The sequence below is a fragment of the Streptomyces sp. M41(2017) genome (assembly GCF_002078175.1).
Taxonomy (GTDB): Bacteria; Actinomycetota; Actinomycetes; order Streptomycetales; family Streptomycetaceae; genus Streptomyces.
Genome location: NZ_MWFK01000003.1, coordinates 258955 through 277512, shown reverse-complemented (window position 1 = coordinate 277512; position 18558 = coordinate 258955). Strand labels below are relative to the sequence as shown.

The 18558-nt window shown below is 70.1% G+C and carries 20 protein-coding genes and 1 pseudogene; 10 read left to right on the top strand and 11 right to left on the bottom strand.

Going from position 1 to position 18558, the window contains the following annotated elements; genetic code table 11:
• Positions 1 to 115 precede the first annotated feature (115 nt).
• From B0675_RS37880 to B0675_RS37870, 3 genes are all read left to right on the top strand, one after another.
• A complete protein-coding gene (locus tag B0675_RS37880; RefSeq protein WP_081224311.1) occupies positions 116 to 634 on the top strand; it encodes a hypothetical protein in 519 nt (172 codons plus the stop codon).
• 65 nt (positions 635 to 699) lie between these two features.
• Complete coding sequence (locus tag B0675_RS37875; RefSeq protein WP_081224310.1) at positions 700 to 1071, top strand: DUF1801 domain-containing protein; 372 nt, start codon at positions 700 to 702, stop codon at positions 1069 to 1071.
• A complete protein-coding gene (locus B0675_RS37870) occupies positions 1062 to 2075 on the top strand; it encodes a CehA/McbA family metallohydrolase (RefSeq protein WP_347111154.1) in 1014 nt (337 codons plus the stop codon). The genes B0675_RS37875 and B0675_RS37870 overlap by 10 nt, the downstream gene beginning before the upstream one ends.
• A gap of 72 nt (positions 2076 to 2147) precedes the next feature.
• Here the strand turns inward: B0675_RS37870 and B0675_RS37865 are convergent.
• A protein-coding gene (locus B0675_RS37865) for an IS5 family transposase (RefSeq protein WP_179165300.1) occupies positions 2148 to 3058 on the bottom strand; the annotation gives its coding sequence in 2 pieces (ribosomal slippage) (positions 2148 to 2719 and positions 2719 to 3058; 912 coding nt in all).
• A 359-nt stretch (positions 3059 to 3417) separates the two neighbouring features.
• On the opposite strand from B0675_RS37865, the gene B0675_RS37860 reads away from it, so the two are divergent.
• Positions 3418 to 3708, top strand: a complete 291-nt coding sequence (locus B0675_RS37860; protein ID WP_081224308.1) for a cupin domain-containing protein — start codon at positions 3418 to 3420, stop codon at positions 3706 to 3708.
• 97 nt (positions 3709 to 3805) lie between these two features.
• On the opposite strand, the gene B0675_RS37855 is transcribed toward B0675_RS37860, so the two are convergent.
• Positions 3806 to 4699, bottom strand: a complete 894-nt coding sequence (locus B0675_RS37855) for an alpha/beta hydrolase (protein ID WP_241540163.1) — start codon at positions 4697 to 4699, stop codon at positions 3806 to 3808.
• An 83-nt stretch (positions 4700 to 4782) separates the two neighbouring features.
• Here B0675_RS37855 and B0675_RS37850 point away from each other — a divergent pair, with 83 nt between their 5' ends.
• Positions 4783 to 5361 carry an ABATE domain-containing protein gene (locus B0675_RS37850; RefSeq protein ID WP_081224306.1) on the top strand — a complete coding sequence of 193 codons (579 nt, stop codon included), beginning with the start codon at positions 4783 to 4785 and terminating at the stop codon, positions 5359 to 5361.
• Positions 5362 to 5412: 51 nt separating this feature from the next.
• Here the strand turns inward: B0675_RS37850 and B0675_RS37845 are convergent, their stop codons facing one another.
• Positions 5413 to 5991 (bottom strand): CGNR zinc finger domain-containing protein, encoded by a 579-nt coding sequence (locus tag B0675_RS37845; protein WP_081224305.1) that lies wholly within the window; start codon positions 5989 to 5991, stop codon positions 5413 to 5415.
• Positions 5992 to 6073: 82 nt separating this feature from the next.
• On the opposite strand from B0675_RS37845, the gene B0675_RS37840 reads away from it, so the two are divergent.
• Positions 6074 to 7246 (top strand): epoxide hydrolase family protein, encoded by a 1173-nt coding sequence (locus B0675_RS37840; RefSeq protein WP_081224304.1) that lies wholly within the window; start codon positions 6074 to 6076, stop codon positions 7244 to 7246.
• A 70-nt stretch (positions 7247 to 7316) separates the two neighbouring features.
• On the opposite strand, the gene B0675_RS37835 is transcribed toward B0675_RS37840, so the two are convergent.
• Complete coding sequence (locus B0675_RS37835; protein ID WP_081224303.1) at positions 7317 to 7820, bottom strand: hypothetical protein; 504 nt, start codon at positions 7818 to 7820, stop codon at positions 7317 to 7319.
• A 343-nt stretch (positions 7821 to 8163) separates the two neighbouring features.
• On the opposite strand from B0675_RS37835, the gene B0675_RS37830 reads away from it, so the two are divergent.
• Together B0675_RS37830 and ltaE are read left to right on the top strand one after the other, a co-directional pair.
• Positions 8164 to 9039, top strand: a complete 876-nt coding sequence (locus B0675_RS37830; RefSeq protein ID WP_081224302.1) for an SDR family oxidoreductase — start codon at positions 8164 to 8166, stop codon at positions 9037 to 9039.
• A 116-nt stretch (positions 9040 to 9155) separates the two neighbouring features.
• Positions 9156 to 10283 (top strand): low-specificity L-threonine aldolase, encoded by a 1128-nt coding sequence (gene ltaE / locus B0675_RS37825; protein ID WP_241540161.1) that lies wholly within the window; start codon positions 9156 to 9158, stop codon positions 10281 to 10283.
• A 173-nt stretch (positions 10284 to 10456) separates the two neighbouring features.
• Here the strand turns inward: ltaE and B0675_RS37820 are convergent, their stop codons facing one another.
• Positions 10457 to 10756: a helix-turn-helix transcriptional regulator gene (locus B0675_RS37820; RefSeq protein WP_081224301.1), complete on the bottom strand. Its 300-nt coding sequence runs from the start codon at positions 10754 to 10756 to the stop codon at positions 10457 to 10459.
• Between the two features lie 65 nt (positions 10757 to 10821).
• Between B0675_RS37820 and map the strand changes: the two genes are divergently transcribed.
• The gene (gene map / locus B0675_RS37815; RefSeq protein WP_081224300.1) at positions 10822 to 11592 is read left to right on the top strand and encodes a type I methionyl aminopeptidase; all 771 of its coding nucleotides are present in this window, start codon (positions 10822 to 10824) and stop codon (positions 11590 to 11592) included.
• A gap of 59 nt (positions 11593 to 11651) precedes the next feature.
• On the opposite strand, the pseudogene B0675_RS42330 reads toward map, so the two are convergent.
• The 4 genes and pseudogenes from B0675_RS42330 to B0675_RS37800 all read right to left on the bottom strand — a co-directional run.
• Positions 11652 to 11912 (bottom strand): annotated as a pseudogene (locus tag B0675_RS42330) (hypothetical protein); the annotation flags it as partial.
• A complete protein-coding gene (locus B0675_RS37810; RefSeq protein WP_081224299.1) occupies positions 11890 to 12795 on the bottom strand; it encodes a GNAT family N-acetyltransferase in 906 nt (301 codons plus the stop codon). The pseudogene B0675_RS42330 and the gene B0675_RS37810, both read right to left, overlap by 23 nt.
• Positions 12796 to 12916: 121 nt before the next feature.
• Entirely contained in the window at positions 12917 to 13228 is a 312-nt protein-coding gene (locus tag B0675_RS37805) for a hypothetical protein (RefSeq protein WP_241540160.1), read from the bottom strand.
• A gap of 282 nt (positions 13229 to 13510) precedes the next feature.
• The gene (locus B0675_RS37800) at positions 13511 to 14089 is read right to left on the bottom strand and encodes a dihydrofolate reductase family protein (RefSeq protein ID WP_081224297.1); all 579 of its coding nucleotides are present in this window, start codon (positions 14087 to 14089) and stop codon (positions 13511 to 13513) included.
• 208 nt (positions 14090 to 14297) lie between these two features.
• Here B0675_RS37800 and B0675_RS37795 point away from each other — a divergent pair, with 208 nt between their 5' ends.
• On the top strand, positions 14298 to 16640 hold the full coding sequence (locus tag B0675_RS37795; RefSeq protein WP_081224296.1) for a helix-turn-helix domain-containing protein: 2343 nt from the start codon (positions 14298 to 14300) through the stop codon (positions 16638 to 16640).
• Positions 16641 to 16680: 40 nt separating this feature from the next.
• Here the strand turns inward: B0675_RS37795 and B0675_RS37790 are convergent, their stop codons facing one another.
• Both B0675_RS37790 and B0675_RS37785 read right to left on the bottom strand, forming a co-directional pair.
• The gene (locus B0675_RS37790; protein ID WP_107482976.1) at positions 16681 to 17661 is read right to left on the bottom strand and encodes a helix-turn-helix domain-containing protein; all 981 of its coding nucleotides are present in this window, start codon (positions 17659 to 17661) and stop codon (positions 16681 to 16683) included.
• Between the two features lie 163 nt (positions 17662 to 17824).
• Entirely contained in the window at positions 17825 to 18544 is a 720-nt protein-coding gene (locus B0675_RS37785; protein WP_081224295.1) for an alpha/beta hydrolase, read from the bottom strand.
• Positions 18545 to 18558 lie beyond the last annotated feature (14 nt).

The following is an 18558-nucleotide window of genomic DNA, read 5'->3' as shown; positions in this document are numbered from 1 at the left end:
CCGCTCCGGTGGAGCCGCTCAGAGGCCCGTCCTCTCGGGGTCGCCGCCCCTGTCCGGATCATGACCTCATTTCCGCCTCTTCCCTTACGAACCAAGGATGTTGGAGGATTCGCGCATGAACCCGCATGCAACCGGACCGACCGCCGACGCGGCGGCCACGTACCTCGCAGCGTTCCAGGAACGGCTCACGACCGACGGTTGCACGGTGACCTCGCCGCACTGGAACGACTCCCGCGTGGTGATCGGCTGCCGGGCCGACCGCAAGGCCCGCTGGTTCGGAACGAAGGCGGAACTGTTCGTCTTCGCGACCGCGGTCCCCACGATCGACGCGGCCACCCTCGGCGACTTCACCGTGTGGGCCATGGAGTACGCCAAGAGCCTGCGCGGCGGCATACCGGGTGCCCGCAACGCGGCACTGGTGCTCCCCGCCCTGGTCAGTGGGCAGGTCCGTCCCGAGGCCGCCCGGTGGGCCGCTCAGGACGCCCGCATTCTCGACACGACGCTGATCAGCCGCCCCATCACCGTCGAGACCACCCCGTCCGGCACACACACCACGATGTACCGGGGCCGGACCCGCTGGGGAGGCATGTTCACGAACCACGTCCTGGAGAAGGCGGCCCTGTACTTCCCGTGAGTACGCGACTGGGCCTCTGAGAAGTGCGGAGTGTCGGCCGGAGCACCACCTGCCAGACTGGCGGCATGAGCAAGCCCCGGACGATGGACGAGTACGTCGGCCGCTACGCCGGCCAGGCTCGCGAGACGCTCGACCAGCTTCTCGCGCTGGCGGGCGAGACCGTGCCGGATGCGAGCGTGGCGATCAAGTGGGGGCACCCGGCGTGGGTGCACCCGTCAGGGACCATCCTGTTCGTGATCAGCGGGCATGCGAAGCACGCGAACTTCACGTTCACCCCCAGTACGCGCGATGCCTTCGACGCCGAGCTCGACGGCTTCGAGACCGGCAAGGGCTCGGTCAAGCTCCCCTACGACACCGCGGTGCCGACGGACCTCCTGCGCCGTTTGATCGCCTACCGCGTCCGCGAGCACGAGGAGGACGGCGTGCTGTGGATGTGACGCCAGGGGCGGCTACCCCGGAGTCGGGGGCATCGCACGCGGGTGCACGAGCGCGTGGCGCGCACTGGTATCGCGGAGACTGCCACGTCCACTCCGTGTACTCGGACGGCGAGCTCGCTCCCGACCGGTTGGCCGCCGATGCTCGCGCGGTGGGGCTCGACTTCCTTGCCACCACGGAGCACAACACCGCAAGCGCGCATGGTGTCTGGGCCCCCCTTGCCTCGGACGGCCTGCTGGTCCTCTTGGGCGAGGAGGTGACCACCAAGACCGGGCACTGGCTGGCACTCGGCATACCGCCAGGGGACTTGATCGAGTGGGATTACGGAGTGGCCGACGATCTCATCGGCCGTGGCCTGCGTCAGGTCCGTGACTCCGGTGGAATCTCTGTGGCCGCGCACCCCCACGCACCGTATCCGTCAGGCAGCTTCATGTACTCGTACGAAGGGTTCGACGCGGTCGAGGTGTGGAACGGCCTGTGGGCGTCGGAGCGACCGTGGAACGCGGACAACGAAGCCGCACTCGCCGCATGGGGCCAGGCTCTCGTGCAGGGGATCCGCACCGGTCGCTGGAGGCCTGCCATCGGCAGCAGCGACACCCACCTCGAGGGCCAGATCGGCATCCCGCACACGGTCGTACTCGCCGAGGAACTAAGCGCAGCGGCCATACTGGACGGGTTACGTGCAGGCCGCAGCTGGATCGCGGAGGCATCAACTGTCGATCTGTCACTCTCGGCCGTCGCGGCAGGGCACACCGCGGGGATCGGCGAACGCCTGTCGGCACAGCGGGAATCCGTCAGAGTGCGTGCCCGTGTGAGTGGTGTCCCCCGGGCGACCGTCAGTTTTCACACCGACCTCGGCGAGGTGCACTGTGAATCGTTGTCCGGCTCCGGCACGGGCACGCTTGTCTGGCACACGCGGTCGGAAGACTCGGCGTTCGTCCGGATCGAGGTGCGTCATCCCCACGGTGGCATGGCCGCTCTCACGAATCCGATCGTGCTGACCTGACCGGGTTCACATGCTGGGCGACCACGCGGCGTTGCTCGGAGGCCGGATTCAGCCGACGTCGCGCGTCAGGTGCTAGGAACTGTCTGACAAATGATCTTGGCTGGGTTCGCGAAGCCAGAGGATGAGTGCCGCGAGGTGGAGTCCGGCCCGGTAGCGGGCGGCGAGTTTGTCGAAGCGGGTCGCGATGGCGCGGAACTGCTTGAGCCGGTTGAAGCAGCGTTCGACGACGTTGCGGGCTTTGTAGAGGTCGCGGTCGAAGACCGGCGGTCTGCCTCCGGCCCGTCCGCGCCGCACGCGGTTGGTCTTCTGGTCGGCCTTCTCCGGGATCACTGCCCGGATGCCCCGGCCTCGCAGCATCTGGCGGATCGCCCGTGACGAATACGCTCTGTCGGCGATGACCGCATCGGGCCTGCGGCGCGGCCGGCCGACGCCTGCCCGGGGCACTCGCACGGCGTTCAGGACCTCGTCGAAGACGGTGGAGTCGTTGACGTTGCCCGGCGTGACCACGACGGCCAGGGGCAGACCCCGGCCGTCGCAGGCCAGGTGGACCTTGGTGGTCAGCCCGCCGCGGGACCGGCCGAGCGCCTGGCCAGCCGCCGTGCGTGCCGGATCTTCCAGTTCGTCCCCCGCCGCTGCCCCCTTTTGCGGGCACCGGCGGCGTGCTGGTGGGCCCGGTTCATCGTGGAGTCGACCGACACGGTCCACTCCACCGCCCCGGCCGAGTCGTCGCGGACCTGGATCTCCTCGAGCAGGCGTGCCCAGGTCCCGTCCGCCTCCCAGCGGGCGAACCGCTCGTAGACCGTCTGCCAGGGCCCGTACCGTTCGGGCAGGTCACGCCACGGAGCACCCGTCCGCAACCGCCACAACACCCCGTTGATCACCTGCCGGTGATCCCGCCACGGACGACCCCGCCCGTCAACACCCGGCAACAACGGCGCTATCCGACCCCACGCCGCATCCGTCAACTCGCCACGACCCACCACAAGATCAATTATCAGACACGGCCTAGCCGTCGACGTTCGACCTGCGGATACGCCGTGCACGTCAGCGGTCTGCCGTCGATCATTCGCCCATGCATTCGTCGCCGACGGTCCCCTTCCGGCACCCTGCCCACGCGGACCCTGGGCGGCGATGGGACGCGAGGGGACGCCAACCCGGCCCGGCCCCCGACCCCCTGCCGCCGTGGCTGGGCCCCGAGGCAAACGGCTGGGCCTGCCTGGCCCGTCGCCCCGTCCGCCGAGGAGTGAGGGGGCACAAGATGGCGGCAGTTAGCCTGCCACCTGGGATGTTGTGCCCGCGTGCCGCGACCGTCGGTGCGCAGCCGCTGACGAGGAGATGAGCGATGACGACGACCGCCCGCGCGAGCGTGCAGCACGAGGACGAGCGAGTGCGAGTGACCCGCTGGGACTTCGAGCCCGGGGAGAGCACGGGCCGGCATGTGCACGCGTACGACTACGTCGTGGTCCCCGTGACCGACGGCCGGACCCACGTCGTCGCCCCGGACGGCACGACCACTTCCTCGGAGCTGCGGGCAGGAGTGTCCTATGCGCGCCCGGCGGGCGGGGAACACGAGGTCGTCAACGCGGGCGGTTCGGCCCTGGCTTTCGTCGAGATCGAACTCAAGCGGAAGTAGCGGCAGGTTCCCGTCGTGCTGGGGCAGGTGGTCACGGCTCTGGCGTGCCTGGACCGCTGAGCCCCGAGGGTGGCCGGCCCGGCCGGAGACCAGCGGTTCACGTAGGGAGCCCGTCGAGGAAATCGGCGATCAGCGGGACGATCTCGGGCAGGTGGTCCTCCAGAGCGAAGTGCCCGGTCGGGAACAGGTGCACCTGCGCGCGGGGTACGTCCCGCGTGTAGGCGTGGGCACCGGCCTCGACGAAGAACTGGTCACCCGTGCCCCACGCGACCAGCAACGGGGGCTGGTGTTCGCGCAGCCACGCCTGCCACGCCGGGTAGGAGTCGACGTTGCTCTTGTAGTCGTAGGACAGGGCGAGTTGGGCTCGCTTGCGCCCTGGCTGATCGAGAAAGTGCTGGTCCAGCAGCCAGCCGTCCGGCGCGATCAGTTCCGGGTGCGCGGTTCCGGTCTCGTACTGCGCCCGGGTGGCCTCCAGGGTGAACAGGTCGAGGATCGTCCGTTCGGCGCCGGGGGTGTCGGGGGTGAGGGCGATGAAGGCGCGGGCCATGTCCGACAGGCCCTCCTCGTAGGCGTTTCCGTTCTGCACGACCAGCCCGGTGATCCGCTCCGGGTGGCGCACTGCGTGGCGAAGTCCGACCGGGGCGCCGAAGTCGAACACGTAGAGCGCGTACCGGCTGAGCCCGAGGGCATCGGTGAAGCCGTCGAGAACATCGGCGAGACGGTCGAAGGTGTGGACGAAGTCCTCGGGCACGTTGGTGTGACCGAAGCCGGGATAGTCGGGGGCGATGAGCCGGTAGCGCCTGCCCAGGGTGTCCATGAGGCGGCGGAACTGGTGCGAGCCGGACGGGAATCCGTGCAGGAGCAGCAGAACGGGAGCATCGGCGCGCTGGGGGAGTGACTCCCGGTAGAAGACGTCCACGTCCCCGACCGTGATGCGGCGGTGGGCGACCTGGGCGGGGAGGGCCGTCGGGAGCGAGCTGTGGGACGTCACGTCACATGCCTCCTTGGCGGGATGATGCATTAGTTCTAGTCGTATCCTTCTAATGCGTCAATGGCCTCATGTAGCATTAGGTCATGGATGATCACGGACCCTTGGTCGGCGAACCGCTCGCCCTCGACCTGATCAACACCCGCCCGATCGATCCGAGCGGACGGGCCGATCTCATCGACACCCCGCGACGACTGGCCGCATGGCTGGCGCTGCAGGACGACCGCGTGCCGGCCATGGTCCGCGGTCTCGCACCGGGGCCGGCCGACCTCCCCGCGCTCCACGCGGTGCGCGCCGCCTCCGAGGCCGTGGTGCGGGCGCTTCTGGACCACGGCGAACCGCCGCCGTCGGCCCTCCGCGATCTGACCGCTGCCCAGCGTGTGGCGCCGTCCGTCCGTGAACTCGCCTGGGACGGAGGCGTGGTGACGGCCGAGTCGCGTCGCACCGGGGCACCCGGGACGATTCTCGCCGCGGTCTTCGCCGAGGCCGCGGTCGACCTCCTGACCGGCTCCGGCATGGAGAAGGTCCGGGAGTGTGAGGCCGCCGACTGCGTCATGCTCTTCCGGCCGGCCCACCCGCGACGCCGCTGGTGCTCCCCGACCCGCTGCGGCAACCGTGCCCGGGTCGCCCGCTACTACCAGCGGCACAAACCCCCGGTCGGCTAGGCCAGGGCTCCATCACGGGAGCGGTCGCGGCCGGGAGTCCGCCCACTGGTGTCAAGCGAGCTCCGGGCCAGAGCTTCTGCGCTGGTTGGCCTGGAAGCGCGCCTTCTTCTGGCGATTGCCACAGGTGTTCATGTCACACCATTTGCGGGTGCGGCTCCGGCTGGTGTCGAAGAAGGCGGCTCGGCAGGTCGGTGACGCGCAAAGGGCCAGCCTCCCGTCTCGTTCGCCCGCGACGATGCCGATCGCGTCGGCGGCGATCACGCCGAGGGCGTCCTCGACGCAGGAGGCCGGACTGAGCCGCCACCGCCGCCGGCCCTCCGGCGTCAGGATGGCCGCGGCCCGTCCCTGGGCGCTGCGGTCATTGATGACGTGGACGGCTGACGCGGGAAGAGTGTCCTGGCACGCGGCCGCGGTCGCGGCGGCGTGGATCGCCTCCCTCAGCTCACGGGCGAGGTCCAGCTGAGCGGCGGTGCAGGAGTCCACGGCGAGGCCGTTCACTTCCAGCCAGTCGACGAGTCGGTGCGGTGCGGGAATGCGTTCCACGGCGTTGCCGTGACGCTCGGAAAGGGTCCCGGTGAAGCTGGTCGCCAGCACGCTACCGAGGCGGAATTCAGGGAACTCAGCACGCATGGAACCACCATAGCCGGTTGCGGCATGACCGGATCTCCTGTTAGAACCGCCATAGCCGGTTCCGCGATGGCCAGGAGGTCTCATGCCCCGTCCCAGCAGCGACGTGCAAGCATTTGAAGCCCGCACACCTGACGCCGACCTCGACGATCTGCGCGCGCGGCTGGCCTCGGCACGGCTGCCGGAGGCCGAGACGGTCCGACGGGCCGCCCCCGGAACCCGTCGATGGGAACAGGGTGTTCCGCTCGCCGATCTCGTCGATGTCGTGAACTACTGGCGCACCGGGTACGACTGGCGGTCGTTCGCGGAGCGCCTTGACCGAATCGGCCAGTTCCGTACGACCATTGACGGCCTGGGGATCCACTTCCTGCACCGCCGGTCCGCGCGCGAGGACGCCGTCCCGCTGATCCTGACGCATGGCTGGCCGGGCAGCGTCGCCGAGTTCACCGATGTGGTGGACGAGCTGGCGGATCCGGACGACGCGGACGCGCCGGCGTTCCACGTCGTGGTCCCGTCCCTCCCGGGTTTCGGCTACAGCGACAAGCCGGCCACCACCGGGTGGGGGACCGAGAAGATCGCGGCGGCATGGGTCGAATTGATGGGACGGCTCGGCTACCGCAAGTTCGCAGCCCACGGCGGCGATTGGGGAGGGAACATCACGACGGTCCTCGGCGGCCGGTTCCCGGCGCACGTCCTCGGCATCCACACGACGTTCGCGGAAGCTCCGCCCGGGGCGACGACCGACGGGCTGACGGCGACCGAGCGTCGATGGACCGAGGAGACCCGCGATTTCTGGCGCCACCGGGCGGCGTACGCGAAGCAGCAGGCGACGCGACCGCAGACCATCGGCTACTCGCTCGTCGACTCACCGGTCGGGCTTCTCGCCTGGATCCTCGACAAGTTCGCCGAGTGGACGGACACCGAGGACAGTCCGTTCGAGACGATTTCCATGGACAGGGTTCTTGACGACGTCACCCTTTATTGGCTGACGCGGACCGGAGCGTCGGCGGCCCGCATCTACTACGAAAGCCACAACTCGCTGGATCCCGAACTCCGGGTCGACGTCCCGTCGGCAATCACCATGTATCCCCGCGACATCGAGAAATGCCCGCGCCCGTGGGCGCAGAAACGGTACCGGCAGATCGTCCGATGGTGCTCGCCCGAACGCGGGGGACATTTTCCGTCGCTGGAGGTTCCCGGTTATTTCGTGAGCGATCTGCGCGAGGGCCTCGCCGCCGTACTGGCCGCGCGTCGGTGAAGGAGAGGAGAGCGCCCGGACCGCCGTCGAAGACCGCGATCCGGGCGCTCCGTCCGTGCTGTCGGCGCCGTCAGCCGGCCGGCTGAAGGTCGGTGATCTTGCGCGTCTGGAGGTCGGACTGGACCTTGATCTTGGTGACTTCCGGGTTCTGGCCGTCGCTCCAGGTCAGCGTGACCAGGGACGTCGCGTGACCGGCGCCGGAACCGGTGGAGGTGACGCTCCACTTCACCGGCACGTTCTGGGCGAACAGGATCCCGTCGGCGTGCTCCTTCGCTTCGAAGGCGGCCACGGTCTTCTGTTCCGCGGGGCTCAGGTAGAACTTCCGCAGCGCTTTGGCGTTCGCGGAGGCCGCCGGGTCCTCGTTGTCCCAGACGGAGTCGATGTAGGCGCCGTAGAAGTCGGCGACGCGCGTGGTGGCCGCGCGGGGGTCGCCCTGGACGGCCGTGGCTGCCGCCGCGCTCTGTGTGCCCGGCTGCTGACTGGTACCGGCAAGGGCGGGGGTGATCGCGCCGAGCGAAAGGGCGGCGGCGATACCGGCGGCGGCGAACACTGTGGAGCGGGCGCGAGTACGCATTGGATGAAACCTTCCCCGTTTTCGGAATCCCGATAAAACCCGCGGTATTCCCGCGGGCGCTTGGTCGTCCTGTAAGAGCGTCGGAGCGGCGGAATGGTTGCGCTGGGGCGGTGCTGTTTTTGTGCGGGAGGGAATTCGGGAAAGGTTGTAGCCGCCCGAGGAAAGGAACCGTAAAAAGGGGGCTCGGAGGTGAAACGCGAGCTGGACGCGCGCCGGGTGTGCCCCATGGCGCCCCCTGGCGCGGGATGACCGGTGGCCCGTTCGTGACCGATCATGAGGCACCGGGCCGGGCCCGGTGCCGGGGCAGGACGGGAGCGTCACGAACGCGACGGGGGGATCACGGGTGCGACGGTGGCTGGTGACGGGGTGTTCGTCGGGACTGGGCCAGGCGTTGGCCGAGGCCGCGGCGCGGGCCGGAGACATGGTGGCGGTGACCGCGCGCGACGTCGCCAGGCTGGAGGGACTGCGCAGCGCCTGGCCCGAGCGGATCGTCCCGATCCCCTTGGAGCTGCGTGACGTCGGCCAGTGCGAAGAGGCGGTTCGGACGGCCACCGACCGGCTGGGCGGCATCGACGTACTGGTGAACAACGCGGGGGCGGGCTTGTTCGGCGCGGTCGAGGAAGTCTCGGACACCGAGGTGCGGGACCAGTTGGAGACCTTGGTCGTCGCCCCCTGGCGGCTGGTGCGGCTCGTCCTCCCCCTCATGCGGGCGCAGGGCAGCGGACACATCGTCAACGTCTCGTCCCTGACCGGCCGGATCGCGTTTCCCGGGCTGGGCGCGTACGCCGCCGGGAAGTACGCCTTGGAGGGTATGAGTCAGGCGCTGGCCGCGGAGGTGGCCCCGGACGGCATCCGCATCACGGTCGTCGAACCCGGCTGCTTCGCCACTCACTACGGAACGACCGTCTCCGAGTCGGAGCGCCGCCTGTCCGCCTACACGGACACGACCTCCGGGACGCTGGACGGCCTGCGCGCGATGGCCGACGATCCCGCCACCGGACGCCCGGAGGACTACGCGGCCCACGTACTGGACATCGTCACCGGCGACAGCCCGACCCCGTTGCGCATCCCGATCGGTGACGACGCCTACGCGTACCTCGAAGCGGCGGAACAGGCATCGCGCGAGGAACTCGCCGCCGCTCGCGTTCTCGTACAGGGAGCGTCGGTTCAGCCCGTACCGGAGCCGGAGGAGGACCCGTCGGGGGAGCGGGCTGCCTGAGCCTCCTGGAGGGGCGGGCGCGGGCACTGTCCGGTCGGCGGTCGGGAGCGAGCCACGCTCCGCGGACCGTCGGCCCCCGCCGGTCAAGGCCGCTCCCGGCGTGGCAGAGTGTGCGTGTGCCGACCACTGATTCCGCCCGCGCGACCGACGCCCTCGATGTCTCCCACGCCGTGAACGAGGCGGGCGCGGCACGCGGCGCGTCCGGTCGTCCCATCGATCTGCGCAGCGACACCGTCACCCGGCCCGGCGACGCGATGCGGCGGGCCATGGCCGAGGCCGAGGTCGGAGACGACGTCTTCGGGGACGACCCCACCGTCAACGCGCTGCAGGAGCGGATCGCCGGGCTCCTCGGATTCGAGGACGCGCTGTTCGTCTCCTCGGGAACGCAGAGCAACCTGTGCGCCCTGCTGACCCACTGCGGCCGGGGGGACGAGTACATCGCCGGTCAGATGGCCCACCTGTACCGGTGGGAGGGGGGTGGCGCCGCGGTGCTCGGAGGCATCCAGCCCCAGCCGCTGCCGCATCGGGCGGACGGGACGCTGGACCCGCAGGACATCGCCGCCGCCGTCAAGCCCGACGATCCGCACTTCGCCCGCACCCGCCTGCTCTGCCTGGAGAACACCATCGGTGGCCGCGCGGTGTCCCCGGACTACCTGAAGACGGCGACGGGGCTCGCCCGCGATCACGGGCTCGCCACGCACCTCGACGGGGCGCGGCTCTTCAACGCCGCGGTGGCCTCCGGGGACGATCCCTACGAGCAGGCACGACTGATCGCCGGCCACTTCGACAGCGTGTCCGTCTGCTTCAGCAAGGGCCTGGGCGCTCCCGTCGGCTCGGCACTCGTCGGATCCAGGGAGTTCGTGAACGGCGCGCGGCGCTGGCGCAAGGTCCTGGGGGGCGGGATGCGGCAGGCCGGCGTGCTGGCGGCCGCGGCACTCCACGCGCTCGACCACCATGTGGCGCGACTGGCGGACGACCACGCGCACGCAGCGCTGTTCGCCGACGGCCTGAAGGATCTTGAAGGCCTGACCATGGAACCCAGTGGGACCAACATGGTCTTCGCGACGTCCGGTCCCGGCATCGACACCGACGACCTGAGCGACCGGCTGGCGCGCCGGGGCCTGCTGTGTGCCGGATACCCGGGACAACTGCGCTTCGTGTTCCACCTCGACGTGACCCGCGCGGATACGGAGCGCGCGGTGCGGATCGTCCGCGAGACCCTGGCCGAGACGGCAACTCGCTGATTCCCTAGGTCCGTTCACCTCTGCGCCCCTCCCGCCGGCCCCGCACGGGGTGTTGACGGGGCGAAGCTTCGCGTGCCGCCGCGGGCCGACTTCCGGCGTGGTCGCCGCACCTCACCGCGACGCGTGTCCGCCCGCGCCGAGCGCTCGGACACGGCGACCGGCCGTGAGGCGGCCTACGAGGTCAGCTGCTCACGCGCGCTGTGCCCGATGTGCGCGCCGACGGCACACTCCGGCTCGCTGATCTCGGCCCACACCGCGTCGAGCGAGAGGCCGAGGACCTCGGCGATCGCCGCGATGGTCGAGAAACTGGGAGTCGCCACGCGGCCCGTCTCGATCTTCCGGAGAGTCTCCGGTGAGACGCGTGCGTCGAGGGCGGTGGCGAGCATCGAACGGTTTCCCCGTGCGCGCCGCAGGAGGGCGCCGAGGCGCTGACCGCGTGCGACTTCTGCGGGAGTGAGCGGCGTCCTGACCATGAGGCGATTCTAGTACCGGTATAGTTCAACCGGTATTGTTATTGGTTGCATGAGAAGGGCGTCGCATGATCGAGATCCTGAACCCCACCCTGCTGACCCGGGCCAAAATCTCCGGCGCCCTGGTCGCGGACATCCTGCAGACGCTGAAGAGCCGCTGCGTGGTCGGCACGAATCTGCTGGACGTCGACCGGTGGGCCAAGGCGATGATCCTCGACGCCGGGGCGCAGTCCTGCTACGTCGACTACGCGCCGTCCTTCGGGCGCGGCCCGTTCGGCCACTACATCTGCACCGCCGTCAATGACGCCGTGCTCCACGGCCGGCCGTACGACTACACCCTCGCCGACGGTGATCTGCTCACCCTCGACCTCGCCGTCTCCCAGGACGGCGTCGCGGCCGACGCGGCCATCAGCTTCCTCGTGGGGGACGTGAAGCCCCCGGAGAGCGTCGCGATGATCGACGCCACCGAACGGGCACTGGCCGCGGGGATCGCCGCTGCCCGGCCCGGGGCCCGCATCGGAGACCTCTCCCACGCGATCGGCACGGTGCTGAGTGAGGCCGGATACCCGATCAACACCGAGTTCGGCGGTCACGGCATCGGGTCGACGATGCACCAGGACCCGCATGTCGCGAACACCGGCCGCCCCGGCCGGGGATACAAACTGCGCCCGGGACTGCTGCTGGCTCTGGAGCCGTGGGTCATGGCGGACACCGCCGAGCTCGTCACCGACGACGACGGATGGACACTCCGCAGCGCGACGGGCTGCCGCACAGCGCACAGCGAACACACCATCGCCATCACCGAGGACGGGGCCGAGATCCTCACCCTGGCGCGGTAGCGACGCCTCTCCCACGTGCGAGGGGATCTCCCGGCGTCGGGAGGGTCTCGGCGACTGGACTTGCCCTGTTCCGGCTCGTCCCTGCGGCTGAGGAAGAGCGTCGGCTGCGCGCCGCCGAACCCCTCGCGGGGACCGACCTCCATCGAGCCGTCCTCCTCACGACTGAGGACGACGAAATCCAGGAGGCTCTTGACGACGGAGCTGCCGGGATGCACCCGCGCGGCTCCCGGCAGCGGGGAGAATCCCGCGACGATATCGGACGGGACGAGCAAGGGCGAAGCGACTTCGGCCCCGAGTTCACATGGCTCGTCGAGTGCCATCCGGTACGCCCGTGGACGAGAACCGGTACCCCGTGAAGTCGGCGAGATGGACGTAACCGATGCGCTGGTAAAGGGCGTTGCTGGTCGGATTACGCGGGTCCGCGAACAGCACGACGTCCGTCGCCCCCGCCGCCGACGCGGCGCTGCTCACCTCGACCGTCACCGCGCCCGCATACCCGCGGCCCCGGAAGCGGGCCGGTGTGGAGACCGGGTCGACCCGGACCATCCCGCCGATCATCGGGGTGGAGCCCGCCATGGAGACCGGAGTGCCGTCCATGGTCTCCCAGAACGTGAAGTGCTTGTCCGCGAAACGGGTGGCGCCCCAGGAGCCGGCGTCAAGGGCGGCGATGGTGGCCTGCTCCTCGACGGCGACGCAGAACTCCCGGCACCAGCGCACGACTTGCTCGTGGTCCTCCGGCCCGGCGACACGGCCTCGGCCGTCCGGGCGTGGCTGCGGTGGAGTGGGCGTACCGAGACGGTAGAGGTGGGTTCGCCAGAAAGGCGCCGGGACGGCGGCCGTGCGCCGCTGCCATGCCTCGGCGAAGGCCGTGGCGGTGTCGTGGTCCGCGATGACATGGGCAGGGGAGTGTCCGAGGTCGGCCAGGTGCGCGGCCAGGCCGTCGGCCTGCTGGACGGAGAGTGGGGTCAGGCCCAGGCGGCCGCCCGGGGTGTAGTAGAAGACGGCGAGAACCTCGTTTCCTGACACCAGTCGGCCGAACACCGGGGCGAACGCGGCGCCGCGGGCGTCCGGTCCGCGTGTTCGCAGCTTCTCGATGTCCGTGAGCACCGTGTTGTGCATCGCCGCGCGCGAGCGCAGGAAGTCTCCGCTTCGGGTGAGGAAGTCGTCCGTTTCGGCGGTGAGTTGCCAGTCGTCCGGGAGCATGCTTCATGATCTCCGAGGTGCTCGGGCCGGGGGAAGCCCCTGGTGCCGGGCCGGGACGTCCGGCCCGGCTCTCGCCGGACCGGACGCACGCGAGAGCCGGGCCCCCTGCTGCAGGGATCCGCTACGACACCGGTCGTCCGTCCAACTCGCGCTGCCGGGCCGCCAGTGCCCTCTCCAACACCTTCGCCCGGTAGGGGTTCGTGACGTCGAGCGACTTCGCCACGGTCACGGCCTCGTCGAACAGAGCCAGCCGTCGCTCCGGCAACTCGCGCACCCGAGGAGAAGCGCCGGCCTCGACCAGCACGTACGCCAGCTTCGACCCGTACACCTCCGGTTCGACCTGAGTGAGAAGGCGATAGATCCACAGCCCCTCAGTACCGCGCACCACGCGTCGGTTGGCGCTGAGCAGCCGGACTCTCGCCAGTACAACCATGTCCTGATCCACCGATCCCCCTTCGTCCCCACCCCGTGTCGCGCCCGCCGCGCGACGAGACGGCACGGCGAACGCACCGGCAGCCGAGAACGGATGCCGGCACGAACGCCGGAGAGTGGATGACGACGAGTCTGCGGGTGGACCACCACCGGCGACAAGGCCGAACGGACGTGGCCTCCGTCCTACCGAAACAGCCTCCGAGCAGGCATGATGGACCTGACACTCACCAAGATGCCGGGCTTGGACGGCCCGCCTCCGGCGGTACGCCTGCTCTCGCCGGACTCAGACATGCGCGGTGGGCCGGTAGACGAGCTCTTGGATGTCGCCGTCGAGCGTGCGGTGCTCGATCAGTTCGAGGTCGAAGTCGGACGCACCCCCGAAGATCGGTTCCAGTCCGGTCTGACCGGTGATGACGGGGAAGAGCGTCACCTGGACGCGGTCCACCAGGCCGGCCGCCATCAGGGCCCGGTTCATCGAGAGGCTGCCGTGCGAGCGCAGCGGCACCGCGGAGTCCTTCTTGAGCCGGGCGACGACATCGACGGCATCGCCGCTCGCGACCTCGGCGTCCGGCCAGTCCAGAGGCCCCTCCAGCGTGCTCGACACCACCGTCGTCGGCAGGTTCCGCATCCGCGTGACCCACGGGTCACGGACGTCGGAGTCCTCGGTGCTCTCGGCCAGCATCCGTGCGAACGCCCGATAGGTGTTGGCGCCGAAGACCATCCGCTGCGCGTCGTCGTACAGGGCGAGGCGGTGGTCCAGGAGCTCCGGCCCCTGCTTGCCCCAGTACCCGGTCCAGTTTCCGCCGGCTGCGCCGAATCCGTCGAGGCTGGAAAAGACGTCGAACGTGTAGGTCACGGTCATGATGGCCTCCTCGAGAGCGGTTGCTCGCGTGCTGTGAATACAGACTGGCAAAAGCGGCAGGACTCATCGCCGTCCGACGCGCGCCGGGGATTGACGGCCGTCATGGGCGACGACCGCGACCACCTGAGAATTGAATGAATGGCCGGAACACCCCGCAGAGTAAGATGAAACGATAAATATGTGTGGGTAGTGCCGACAGCGGGGTGCGGTGGAGAGCAGGAGCGGGACGCGCTTCGGACGTCGGCTGAGGGAACTGCGCCAGAGTCGTGGTCTGACGCTGGAGAGGCTGGCCGAGGTGTCCGGTGTCTCGGGCCGCGCCATCGGCGACATGGAGCGGGGGCGGAGTCTTCGCCCCCGCCGCGGGACGATCGCCGCCCTCGCGCAGGGCCTGGGGCTGGACGAGTCGATCCATGCCGACCTGCTCGCGATCGCCCGGGCCTCCCGTCCGGTCGCGGGCGCCTCCGATTCCGTGGTCCCTCCCCATCAGGTGCCGAGGGGCGTCCGTGACTTCGTCGGACGGCGCGCCGAGCTGGACCTGCTGCGTGACGTCGCCCAACGGCACCTCGCGGACGCCGACGCGCCGGACCGGGGCCGATACGCGGTCGCACCCCCGGTGGCCGTGGTGTTCGGCTCCCCCGGAAGCGGGAAGACCACCCTGGCGATCCGACTGGCCGAGGAGTGCGGAACCTCCTTCACGGACGGGGCGTTCCTCGTGGACATGCGGGGTCTGGACGCCCACCCGCTCTCCGTGGACGACGCGGTCGTCCGTCTGCTCGGAGCGTGGGGCGTCGGTGACCTCGACGTGGCGCAGTTGAACAGCGAGGAGCGGCTGGCGCGCTATCACGTGATGGCCGCGGACCTCCGCGCCGTCGTCATCCTGGACAACGCGGCCGGTGAGGCCCAGGTGCGCCCGCTCCTGCCGCGTACGGGCGGGGTGTTGATGGTGGTGACCAGTCGTCGCACCCTGACGGGCCTGGAAGGTGTCCAGCGTGTCGAACTCGGCGCCCTGAGCGAGCAGGAGTCCGCCTCCCTGCTGCGCGCGGTCGTGGGCGCCGGCCGTGTGGACGCGGAGCCCGAGGCCGCGCGGTCGGTGACGGAACTGTGCGGTCACCTCCCGCTCGCCCTGCGCGTCGCCGCCAACTGGGCTGCCACACGCTCGAACTGGAGCCTCCACCGCCTGGCCACCCGTCTCAACGACGAGAATCGCAGACTGGACCTGCTCAGCGCCGGCGACCTGCGCGTGAACTCCGCCTTCTCCCTGTCGTACTCACGTCTCGCCGCCGGCGCGGCACGGATGTTCCGGCTGCTCTCGCTCGTTCCCGGCGGCGACTTCGGCGTGCCCCTGGCCGCGGTACTCGCGGACACGACGATTCCCGAGGCCGAGGACGTACTGGAAGAGCTGCTGGAGGCCGGGCTGCTCGCGACGCACCAAGACGACCGCTACCGCCTCCACGACCTGCTGTGCCTGTACGCGCGGTCACGGCACCAGGTGGAGAACAGCCCCCAGCGGTCGGCCGCCGACGCGGCACGGCTGCGGGCCTGGCTGCTCGACACGGCCGTCCTCGCCGGCCGTTGGTACGAGCCCGGTTACGGGGCGCCCGCGCCGGATCCACTGCGTCTGGTGGCCCTGGACAGCCGTCGGCAGGCGCTTCAGTGGATCAAGGCGGAGAGCGACAACTGGTCGGCGGCCTTCCACGCGGCCGCCGCCGAAGGCGAGCACGCCAAGGTGGTCGAAGTCGCCGAGGCCATGCACTGGTTCTCCGACAACTGGGTCTCGTCGGGGCTCTGGGTCGACCTCTACGAACGGGCGGCCGAGGCGTCCGCGGCGCTCGGGGATCCCGTCCTCGAAGCCACCCACCTGAATTACCTCGCGTGGGCCTACTGGGCCTGTGACCGCCGCCACGACGACGCGGTCCGCGCCGCCGAGCGTGCCCTGCTCCTCGCCGGCACGGCGGGCGACGTCATCCAGGAGGCATGGGCCCACACCTACCTCGGTTCACTCCTGAGCCGCGCCGGTGATCCGTCCCGCGCCGCGGACAGCGCACGGCGGGCCATGGAGCTGTTCGCCGAGGCCGACGAGATCAACGGATACCTCCAGGCCTGCAACGTCGCCATCGACAGCCTGGCTTCGGCCGACCGGACCGACGAGGCCATCGAGACCTACGCGGAGGTGATGGCCGTTCTCGCCGACGCCCGGAACATCGACCGCATCCCCTCGAACGTGCGGGACGTCACGGCTCTGATCGCCGCTTACCACGTCTCGTTCGCCTACCTCGCCCGAGAGGACTGGCACGACGTCGTCGACGTTCTCCGGCCGATCGGTGGGCGGTTCGAGGCTCTCGGATGGGACAAGCAGGAGGCCAAGGTCCACCTGTACCTGGCCCGCGCTCTGACCGGGCTCGGTGAACTCGCCTCCGCCACAGCCGAGTTGCATCAGGTCCTCGTACTGGAAGGCCGTGTCCCGCCGGAGCTGGTGAAGGAAGCACGCTCCCGACTGGAGGCCCCGGCCGATGAGCGGTCGTCATCCATCGGCACCGACCCCGCAGCTTGACGCCCCACGCGTTCACGGCGCGCGGGCGACGCCAGGCCGCTCACAGCTCCGAAGCGGTTGGCCGTCCTTCCGACCCTCCCGTGGCCAGCCAGTCCCGTGGCGCCATCCCATAGGCCGCGCGAAAGGCGCGGCTGAAGTGGCTGGCGCTCACGAAGCCCCAGCGGTGGGCGATCGCCGCCACACCCAGGTCCCTCGCCCGGGGCCGCAGAAGGTCCCGGCGGCACCGCTCCAGCCGTTGCGCCCGAATCCATCCACCCACGGTCGTGCCGTCGAGCTGGAACAGCTTGTGGACGTACCGCACCGACATGAAGTTCGCCTCGGCGATCCTGGACGGCGAGAGACCGGGGTCGGACAGGTTCCGCACCACGTGCTCCTTCACACGGACCAGTGATGCCGCGGCATGCTCCGGCGCATCGGGAACGAGGCGTCCGCAGCGCTCGTCGATAAGCAGGACCAGCAGGTCGAGAGCCGTGGCCGCGACCCTGCCCCCGACGCCGTGGTCGAAGGCCCCCGCCTCGCGGGCGGTCCGGCTCAGGTACGTCGCGAGCAGCGCCGCCGTGCCCTCGTTGCCGGGGAAGGACGTCGCGGTCACGGCCCGCAGATCCTCGTCACGCACCCGTAGTTCGTCCCGGGGGAACTGGAACGATGTGAAGTTGAAGCCGTCGGCGAGCCTCTTGCTGAACGGCCGGGACGAATCGCTGAGGGAGAAACCGCCCGGTGCTATCCGGGACTCGCGGCCGTCCTGTTCCTTCAACGCGGTGCCGCGGTTCTGCAGGCTGAGGATCACCGTCTCCCGGCTGTCCCGCGAGATCAGACGCCTGTCGCGCCGCACCACCTGCGGTCCGGCCTGGACGGTGGAGATCCGCAGGGGACCGAGCTGGTGGCTGACGATGGATCCGGGCGACGGTTCGTGTTCGAGGAGTTCGACGTCGAGGGGCACGAAGGTGCGGTTGACCGCTTCGTGCCAGCGTGCCGTCCGTTCGGCGGGGGACAGCGGTGCGGTGGACAGGACGGTGGACACCAGGAATCTCCCACGGGCAGCGTGATCGCTCGGCAATGCAGCCTGCACCGCAATCACACAGCGTCGACGGGGGAGGGACCAGGAAGAGACGGAGGAAGTTTCGCAGCACGGTCCCGCGGACGTCACGGGGAGGAGCGCCCGCGGGACCGTCGTGGCCACGCGGTCAGCTCGTCGCGCGGACCGCGTCCCGGATCAGGCCGGCCACGTCCGCGGGCCGTGACACGGCGACGGCGTGCGAGGCGCCCTCGATCTCGACGGTCGTCGCGCCGGCCCGCTTCGCGCCGAAGCGCTCGACCTCCGGGTTGATCGCCCGGTCCGCTCCGGCGACGAGCGCCCAGCTGGGCTTCGTCCGCCAGGCGGCGGCCGAGGCGGCCTCGGTGAACGACGCCGCGGCCAGCGGGCGTTGGGCGACCGCCAGCACCTGGGTGACATCGGCCGGCAGGTCGGCCGCGAAGACGTCGGGGAAGGCCTGCGCCTCGATGGTCACCTCGACGGCGGTCCCGGCACCGTCGACGGGATACGTCGACTGCTTGAGGCTGGCCGCGAGGGGCGAGTCGGCGAAGCGTCCCTGGAGTTCGCCCAGGCTCTCACCCTCTTCGAGGACGTAGGCGGCGACGTAGACGAGCCCGACGACGTTGTCCGCCGCACCGGCCACGGTGATGACCGCACCGCCGTAGGAGTGTCCGACGAGGACGACGGGGCCGTCGATCTGGGCTGCCACGGACGCCACATACGCGGCGTCGACGGCCAGGCCGCGCAACGGGTTCGGTGGCGCGACCACGGGAATGCCGTGGTTCTGCAGCTCCGCGACGACTCCGGACCAGCCGGCGGCGTCCGCGAACGCGCCGTGGACGAGGACGACGGTGGGTGTGGAGGTGGTCATGTGCTGTTTCTCCT